General features: G+C 39.4%; 10 protein-coding genes and 1 pseudogene. 2 read left to right on the forward strand and 9 right to left on the reverse strand.

Features of this window, described 5'->3' with window-relative positions; all coding sequences use genetic code 11:
- A partial coding sequence (locus CRYPD_RS06795; RefSeq protein WP_280178680.1) for a uroporphyrinogen decarboxylase family protein occupies positions 1–317 on the reverse strand: 317 nt, incomplete at its 3' end.
- A 114-nt stretch (positions 318–431) separates the two neighbouring features.
- Entirely contained in the window at positions 432–644 is a 213-nt protein-coding gene (rpmE, locus tag CRYPD_RS06800; protein ID WP_138146835.1) for a 50S ribosomal protein L31, read from the reverse strand.
- A gap of 103 nt (positions 645–747) precedes the next feature.
- Here rpmE and glmU point away from each other — a divergent pair, with 103 nt between their 5' ends.
- A complete protein-coding gene (gene glmU, locus CRYPD_RS06805; protein WP_138146836.1) occupies positions 748–2,109 on the forward strand; it encodes a bifunctional UDP-N-acetylglucosamine diphosphorylase/glucosamine-1-phosphate N-acetyltransferase GlmU in 1,362 nt (453 codons plus the stop codon).
- Positions 2,110–3,288, forward strand: coding sequence for an MFS transporter (locus tag CRYPD_RS06810; protein ID WP_138146837.1), 1,179 nt, complete (start codon positions 2,110–2,112; stop codon positions 3,286–3,288).
- A gap of 12 nt (positions 3,289–3,300) precedes the next feature.
- Here CRYPD_RS06810 and CRYPD_RS06815 read toward each other — a convergent pair whose 3' ends face one another.
- The 7 genes and pseudogenes from CRYPD_RS06815 to CRYPD_RS06840 form a co-directional block, all read right to left on the reverse strand.
- The gene (locus tag CRYPD_RS06815) at positions 3,301–4,716 is read right to left on the reverse strand and encodes an ATP-binding protein (protein ID WP_138146838.1); all 1,416 of its coding nucleotides are present in this window, start codon (positions 4,714–4,716) and stop codon (positions 3,301–3,303) included.
- 107 nt (positions 4,717–4,823) lie between these two features.
- Positions 4,824–4,973: a hypothetical protein gene (locus tag CRYPD_RS08155; RefSeq protein WP_171004384.1), complete on the reverse strand. Its 150-nt coding sequence runs from the start codon at positions 4,971–4,973 to the stop codon at positions 4,824–4,826.
- Positions 4,974–4,998: 25 nt separating this feature from the next.
- Positions 4,999–6,204 (reverse strand): tryptophan synthase subunit beta, encoded by a 1,206-nt coding sequence (gene trpB / locus CRYPD_RS06820; protein WP_138146839.1) that lies wholly within the window; start codon positions 6,202–6,204, stop codon positions 4,999–5,001.
- Positions 6,201–6,809, reverse strand: coding sequence for a phosphoribosylanthranilate isomerase (locus tag CRYPD_RS06825; RefSeq protein WP_138146840.1), 609 nt, complete (start codon positions 6,807–6,809; stop codon positions 6,201–6,203). The genes trpB and CRYPD_RS06825 overlap by 4 nt, the downstream gene beginning before the upstream one ends.
- Positions 6,810–7,526, reverse strand: a complete 717-nt coding sequence (locus tag CRYPD_RS06830; RefSeq protein WP_138146841.1) for a hypothetical protein — start codon at positions 7,524–7,526, stop codon at positions 6,810–6,812.
- A gap of 10 nt (positions 7,527–7,536) precedes the next feature.
- Positions 7,537–7,719 carry a sulfur relay protein DsrC gene (locus tag CRYPD_RS06835; protein WP_138146842.1) on the reverse strand — a complete coding sequence of 61 codons (183 nt, stop codon included), beginning with the start codon at positions 7,717–7,719 and terminating at the stop codon, positions 7,537–7,539.
- Between the two features lie 29 nt (positions 7,720–7,748).
- A pseudogene (locus tag CRYPD_RS06840) lies at positions 7,749–8,068 on the reverse strand (metallophosphoesterase); the annotation flags it as partial.

Consider the following 8,068-nt stretch of genomic DNA (forward strand, 5'->3'; position numbering starts at 1 on the left):
TCAATATCTGCCAGTGTTTTAAGTGGGCGCTTAAATTTCGGGCCCTCGCCTTCGCTGAAATACAAACCTAAGCCCATTGCATCAGGAATGGTTAATATGTCTGAAAATAAAATAGCCGCGTCCAAATCAAATCGATCCATTGGCTGCATGGTTACCTCACATGCCAACTCTGAATTTTTACACAAACTCATGAAGTCTCCAGCTTGTTGTCGAGTTGCACGATACTCCGGCAAATAGCGACCTGCTTGGCGCATGACCCAAATTGGTGTACGAGTTGTTGGCTTCTTTAGTAGGGCGTTTATGTAATCAAATGACATGGGGCTGTGTATAAAAAATGAATGCCATAATTATAACGATATTTGGTCAAAAATCTCATTCAATCGGGCATAAAAAAGCCACATAAATGTGGCTTTTTTGTCAATCTATTAGGCTTATCTCTTGAATGCACCATAACGTGATTTGAACTTCTCAACACGGCCAGCACTATCCATGATTTTTTGCTTACCTGTGTAAAAAGGGTGACAACTAGAGCATACATCTAAGTGCAATTCTTCTTTGCCAATCGTTGAACGAGACTCAAAAGTGTTACCACATGAGCAAACTACCTTTACAGCGTCGTAATTAGGATGGATGTCTGTTTTCATATCTATAAATTTATGTAAATTTTCAAAAGGGGGGAATTATATACTATTCCTGCGTGTAATTTTAATTAAAATGCAATTTAGGACACTGACTTGTTATACACTTATGAAACATATAAACACTATTATTCTTGCCGCTGGCAAAGGCTCGCGTATGAATTCTACCAAACCAAAGGTTTTACAAACCCTGTCCAATAAAACTTTACTCGGTCATGTACTGATGCAAGCACAGCAATTATGTTCGGAAGTGTTCGTGGTGGTGGGGTTCGGTGGCAAGCAAGTGCGCCAAGCTTTTACGGGTGACGATTCAATCAACTGGGTAGAACAGACCGAGCAACTGGGCACTGGGCATGCTGTTGTGCAAACGATGCCGCACATTAATGACGATTCAATTTCTTTGGTGCTGTATGGCGATGTGCCGCTTATCGAGCAATTGACCTTAAAAAGTTTAATTACTCAAGCGCAAAAAAGTGGCATAGCGCTACTCTCGGTGGTGCTTAAAAACCCAACAGGCTATGGGCGTATTATTCGTCAAAATAAGAAAATCCAAGCCATTGTTGAGCAAAAAGATGCCACCCAAGAGCAACTTGCCTGTTGTGAAGTAAACACGGGCATTATGGCAGTTGATAGCGGATTACTAAAAACCTATCTGAGCGCTTTAGACTCAAATAACGCTCAGAGCGAGTTTTATCTAACCGATATTATTGCAATGGCAGTGAAGGATGGAAAAACCGTCGCATCCGTTATTACAGAGAACGAATTTGAGGTGGCAGGGGTGAATGATAAGGCACAATTAGCAGAATTAGAACGAACTTTTCAGCAAAACCAAGCCAATCAATTTATGCAACAAGGCTTAACATTAAAAGACCCTGCTCGCTTTGATTGTCGTGGTCGTTTAAGTTTTGGACAAGACTGCGAAATTGATATTAATGTGCTAATTGAGGGCAATGTTTCACTTGGGAATAACACAACAATTGCACCGAATTGTATAATAAAAAACGCTAAAATTGGTAATAATGTAGTTATCTTGCCAAATTCTGTGATTGAAGATGCCACAATTGGCGAGGGCGCATCCATCGGCCCGTTTGCACGCATTCGTCCAGAGACCAAAATTGGCAAAAACACCAAAATTGGCAACTTTGTTGAAGTAAAAAAATCTATTATCGGCAAAGGCTCAAAAGTCTCACACCTAAGTTATGTGGGCGACACCATCATGGGTAACAATGTCAATATCGGCGCTGGTGTGATTACTTGCAACTATGACGGTGTCAATAAACACCAAACCATTATTGAAGATGGTGCATTTATTGGCTCTGATTCTCAACTCATTGCACCCATCAAAATTGGTAAAAATGCCACCATCGGTGCAGGCTCAACCATCACTAAAAATGTAGTAGAAAGCCAACTTAGCTTAAGCCGTACCAAGCAAACCAATCTAAAAAATTGGCACAAACCAGCGAAAAAATAAATGCACTCACTACCCCGTAATATCTGGTTACTGACAATTAGTTTGTCGTTATTTATGTCTCTAGGCGTTTTTGTTATTTTCCTTGGTGGTATTATTGGACAATCTCTAGCACCATACGCCAGTTTATCAACTTTGCCAGTAGCAATGATCGTAACAGGCACTGCTGCCAGCATTATTCCTGTTGTCTACATTATGTCTAAAATTGGTAGAAGACGCATTTTTTTGGGGATTTGCATTTATACAATTGCCGTCATTGCGCTTGCTATCACTGCCTTAGAAATAAAATCGTTTTATTTATTTTGCCTGGCTACCTTCTTGTTTGGTGCCACCACAGCGACCATGAATCAATTTAGATTTGCTGCTATTGAAAGTGTTGATAAAAGCCTCAGTGCAACAGCAACTTCGGCTGTATTGATTGGTGGTTTAATTTCTGCTTTTTTAGGGCCAGAACTAGCAACACTAGGAAAAAACTGGTTTGATACCGCCTTTGTTGGTTCGTTTTTGTTACTTAGCATTTGCTTTGTGCTTGCATTTTTTCTATTGTGGTTTTATCAGCCAAACCACACACCCACAGCCAAGCAAACGCAATCAGGCAGAAGTTTAAAAATTATTATCAAACAGCCCGTCTTTATTATTGCCTTATCCAGCGCTGCAGTGGGTTATGTGATTATGAGCTACATCATGACTGCCACGCCAATGAGTATGCATATTATTGATGGCTTTTCATTGGTACAAACCAAATTTGTGATTCAATCCCATGTGATTGCGATGTTTTTGCCTTCTTTGTTCGCCCCAATGATTGTCAAATTATTTGGACTTAGTAAAATGATGATAATCGGCATTGTGCTATATTTAGCCTGTATCATCGTTGGCTATAGCCATAGTTTGCATAACTATTGGATAGCATTAATCCTGTTAGGGCTTGGTTGGAATTTTCTATTTATTGGCGGTACTAGCTTGTTACCACGCGCTTATCACGACCTTGAAAGGTTTAAAGTACAATCCATCAACGACTTTTTGATTTTTGGTATGCAGGCTATAGCTTCGCTATCCGCAGGCTGGTTTGTGTTTAATTTTGGCTGGGAGGTCGTTTTACTTTCCACTGTTCCGTTGCTACTATTTCAACTATTGGTATTATTCTGGTGGTTAAGTAAAAAAACTAAATTAAAAAACCAGTAAAAATAAACTCGTTCAAAATAAATTGCCTTGTTCCGTAGTTTGTACACTTTCAAAATAATTTTTTCCCAACATATAAGCGTATAAAGCACTAGGTATAAATTCAATCAACACATCGTTAATGACACGCTCTTGATGAATTGTTTTAGTAGTAACTACATTTTTTAAAGTTTCATTTTGCTGAATGTATTTAATAAAACTTTTGAGCTTTCTAGCATCTTTAGCAACCAAATCAGACCACTTAATTTCTACACACCAATTATGCTTTGTATTAACAATATCAACTTCGCCATCACTCCAGCGAGCATAATGTAAATCAGCATAATTGTGGTGAAACCATTGACTAAATATTGCTGTCTCAACCAATCCACCCATCGTCTTGTCACCATCTTTAATAGTGCCAAATAATGCTGCCCGCATCGAGGGATTGGTTAAATACACCTTAAACCTAGTAACGCGCTGAAGTTTCTTAGTATTTATATCAACACGATGAACGATTTTGATTAAAAATGCTGCCTCTAAATACTCAAGATACTTCTTTAGAGTGTTTTTAGAAACGCCAGATGATTGGGACAGGGATTCTAAGCTAATTTCATTGCTGGTATTGTAGGCAATAACAGTGAATAATTTATTTAATTCTTGCACATCTCTAATGCCGTAAAGACTTGGCAAGTCTCTTAGCAACACCTTATCAATAATATCGCTCTTAATATATCTGCCACTATCTTCTTGCACATCGGCTGATAATACTGCCTCTGGATAACCGCCATAATTTAAATAATTTATAAATTCAATATTTAACGCTTCAATATTTGCAGTAACAAGGGTGTCATTTCTTTTCTCAATTAAGGCGCTCTCTTTTCCGATAAAGGACAGGTACTCTGCAAAAGTTAAAGGTGGCAATAAGAAATCTGTAAATCGTCCCGCACCCGATTCCTCACTTTTAAGTTTTAACGCTGCTGCTGCAGACCCTGTGGCAATAAATTGATAAGCAGGATAAGAATCCACCAAGGACTTTAAATGCACTTCCCATTTAGGCAAATATTGAATTTCGTCAAAAATAATACACAGCTCTGCCTCACGACCATGTTGATGTATATCTTGAAACATATTGACTATTTTTTCTAACGATAGCCCAATATATAACGGTGTTTCTAAAGATACATATAAAATATTGTATTGGCTAACGCCCTTTTTTAACAGGGCATCTATGGCTTGAAATGCCATAACGGTTTTACCCACTCGTCTTGGGCCCATTAATACAATTGCCCTATTAACAGATTGTTGGGTTAATTTATAAAATGGCAAAAAATAATGGCGCCGAGGAAACTCCTGATATCGTTTACTGACAGAGTTGCTTTCCCACCAAGGATTATCAAAAGATAAGCGATTTTCTACTTCTTCTTTGGAAACCGTGTTTAGTTTGTGCATAATAAAATAAGGTCAAGTATTTAACTCTAATTATACATAAGTATAAAATAAGGTCAAATACTTGACTCTATTTTAATAAAATATCATTTAAAAGAAAACACTTTTCTCTAATTGAGACCTTTGCATAAATAGGGATGATTAGCAAAATTCAATTTTTGCCAGATTGGTGATTTTCTTAAACCTTGTCCTAGCAGGGCTAAGGCTGGGTTTAAAAAATCGCCAAGCAGGTGAAAAGTGGATTTTTGATGATTATTCATATTTATGCAAAGGTCTCTAATTAAATTAAAACTCAATACCTTCAATTTGAGCAATAGTGTGAATATCCTTATCGCCGCGACCTGATAGGTTGATAATAATATTTTTACCTTTACCCAGTTCTTTTGCAAGTTTTATGCCATAAGCCACGGCGTGAGAAGACTCCAGTGCTGGCAAAATACCCTCAGTTCTAGTTAAAGTATGGAACGCTGCAAGCGCTTCTTTATCGGTAATGGCTGTGTATTTTGCACGACCTGAATCTTTTAAATAGGCATGTTCGGGACCAACACCTGGATAATCAAGCCCTGCTGAGATAGAATGACCTTCAATAATTTGTCCATTTTCGTCTTCCATTAAATAAGTGCGATTGCCGTGCAAAACACCCACACTGCCTGCACAAAGCGGGGCGGCGTGTGCAGTTGGGCCTTTTTCTATGCCGTATCCTGCCGCTTCAACGCCGTAAATTTCAACTGAGACATCGTCAATAAATGTATGAAACAAGCCAATCGCATTTGAGCCACCGCCCACGCAAGCCACCAAAGCATTGGGCAAGCCACCAACTTGTTCGGCGAATTGATTTTTTGCCTCTTTGCCAATCACACTTTGAAAATCTCGCACCATCATTGGGTAAGGGTGTGGCCCTGCAACTGTGCCAATAATATAAAAAGTATCATCAATATTGGTTACCCAATCACGCATCGCCTCATTAAGTGAGTCTTTTAGGGTTTTTGAGCCTGAGGTAACAGGAACAACCGTAGCGCCCAATAATTTCATCCGATACACATTCAGTGCTTGACGAGCCACATCCACCTCGCCCATATAAACCACGCATTCTAACCCCAAACGAGCTGCAACCGTTGCCGTTGCCACACCGTGCTGTCCAGCACCTGTCTCGGCAATAATACGGGTTTTGCCCATGCGTTTTGCCAAAAGTGCCTGACCAATGGTATTGTTTATCTTGTGTGCACCTGTGTGATTGAGGTCTTCTCGTTTGAGATAAATCTGCGCACCACCTAATTTTTGGCTCAAATTCTGCGCATGATAAAGCGGCGTTTCACGACCTACATAATGCTTTAAATCCTGCTCAAACTCATAAACAAAGCCTTTATCGTTTTTATATTTAGCATAAGCATCTTTGAGTTCAGTAACTGCAGTCATTAGTGTTTCTGCAATGAAAACACCGCCATATTGCTCAAAATACCCCTTATCATCTGGTAAATTGTAATTATTCATAGGTTTGCTTTTTGGATAAATTGTTTAATTTTATCAACATCTTTAATACCTTTTTCACTTTCAACACCACTAGACACATCAACCGCATAAGGATTTACCTGTCTAATAGCATCACTCACCGTATTTGAATTAAGCCCGCCTGCCAAAATAATCGGAAAATCAATATCAACCTTGGCTAAATACCAATCAAACTGTTCGCCTGTGCCGCCGTAAGCATCCTGATTAAATGCGTCTAACAATAAGCCGCTAGCCTGATGATACTCATCTGCCATTTTAGCAATATTGGTATCGACATTTATACGCAAAGCCTTAATAAACGGCATGGCATATTGGGCGCATTCGTGCGCTGACTCATCGCCATGAAATTGCAAAGTATCCAATGGCACTTCGCATAGAACTTCATCAATAAAATCAGCATTTGCATTCACAAACAAGCCCACACGATTAATAAACGGTGGCAATGCTTGGACAATTTCTAAAGCACGCTCAACTTCCACATATCGTGGAGATTTGTCATAAAATACTAGACCAACCGCATCTATGCCGAGAAACGAGGCTTCTCGTGCATTGTCAGCATTAGTAAACCCACAAACCTTAATTTTCATTTAATGTGTCGTCTCGTTGTCTAGTTTTGCTCTGATTTTATCACGCTCAACCCACCATTTGCCATCCACTAATTGGTCAATTGCACCCGATAATTTCTTTAAAAATACCTCTGGCTTGTCTAATTCTAAAGTTCTACGCCATAGGTCAAAAGTTGATTGATCCGTTACATGAGAGTGTTTATCTGCCACACTGGCCAGCATTTGCGAGGTAAAAAAGGTCAAATCATCGTCCTCTCCACAGCGCATCGAAGTAATATAATACGCCACCGTTGCTGCCACCGCTCGTGTGTCTGCCTCTTCAGGAGATTCTTCCACCAAGTGTTGCAACATTGCCACCGTAATTTCAGGGTCAATCGGAAAAGTTATCCCCAACCACAACGCATGCCCCAATGCCACCAATGCATCTGGGCCTTCTGACAAAAACATCACATCGCAAGCCTCAACTGCCAACTCCCACAACTCATCCTCTTGCGCAAGCGTAAACGCAGTAAAAGCCTTTTCCCACGCATCTGCACCCTTGTAACGCTCAACTTGAATACGCCCAATCTCTAACAAGTTTTTGATGCGCTCCTCAACAGGCGAATTTTCACTCAAACCCGCTAATTGCGCCTCAAAATACGCCAAACGAGCTTGCAATTGCTCCTCATTCGCATAAACATCCTCGCCATCATCCCCATCAAAAATATCTTGCTCTTTATTTAAATATTTAAAACCCATCTGTTACCCCCTAATAAAAAGCCGCTTCCAAACGATCTTCCCAATTCTCAGGCGTATCGCCATAATCAGGCTTTACATCCATCTGAAAAAACCGCTCACTGCCCGACTGAGCAATATTCTTAACAATTGGCACCAAATCCTCAAACGACTCTAAATCAGTATGGGCAATCATCACTTCACTTAATAATAACATAGTTTTTTATCTTGATAAAAATTGACATTTTACCGCACATCCGCGTTAACACTTTCAATAGAAAATTTTTCACTACCCATATCTTGAAAAATTGCCGCACTTAATTTTCCACCATACACACAGCCCGTATCTACACCAAGAGCATATTGAGTGATTTTTACCTCATTAAATTTTTGATGCCCATAAACCACAAAGCCTTGATTGCCATTATATATATCCGCCCAAAAAATTGATTTATCGTTTTCCCTACCAAAGGTTACAAAATTATGAGCTTGATCTAAAAAGCGTAATCTCAAAATTTGCGTCTTTGATTTTTTGGAAATGTTATTCAAATTTTGGCGATTTTGCA

The sequence above is a fragment of the Bathymodiolus heckerae thiotrophic gill symbiont genome (assembly GCF_900180345.1).
In the GTDB taxonomy this organism is placed as follows: Bacteria; Pseudomonadota; Gammaproteobacteria; order PS1; family Pseudothioglobaceae; genus Thiodubiliella.

Excerpts from the sequence above, each read along its gene's own strand:
- glmU (WP_138146836.1), top strand. The coding sequence starts at position 748 with ATGAAACATATAAACACTATTATTCTTGCCGCTGGCAAAGGCTCGCGT.
- trpB (WP_138146839.1), bottom strand. The coding sequence starts at position 6,204 with ATGAATAATTACAATTTACCAGATGATAAGGGGTATTTTGAGCAATAT.
- CRYPD_RS06810 (WP_138146837.1), top strand. The coding sequence starts at position 2,110 with ATGCACTCACTACCCCGTAATATCTGGTTACTGACAATTAGTTTGTCG.
- CRYPD_RS06835 (WP_138146842.1), bottom strand. The coding sequence starts at position 7,719 with ATGTTATTATTAAGTGAAGTGATGATTGCCCATACTGATTTAGAGTCG.
- CRYPD_RS06825 (WP_138146840.1), bottom strand. The coding sequence starts at position 6,809 with ATGAAAATTAAGGTTTGTGGGTTTACTAATGCTGACAATGCACGAGAA.
- CRYPD_RS06830 (WP_138146841.1), bottom strand. The coding sequence starts at position 7,526 with ATGGGTTTTAAATATTTAAATAAAGAGCAAGATATTTTTGATGGGGAT.
- rpmE (WP_138146835.1), bottom strand. The coding sequence starts at position 644 with ATGAAAACAGACATCCATCCTAATTACGACGCTGTAAAGGTAGTTTGC.
- CRYPD_RS06815 (WP_138146838.1), bottom strand. The coding sequence starts at position 4,716 with ATGCACAAACTAAACACGGTTTCCAAAGAAGAAGTAGAAAATCGCTTA.
- CRYPD_RS08155 (WP_171004384.1), bottom strand. The coding sequence starts at position 4,973 with ATGAATAATCATCAAAAATCCACTTTTCACCTGCTTGGCGATTTTTTA.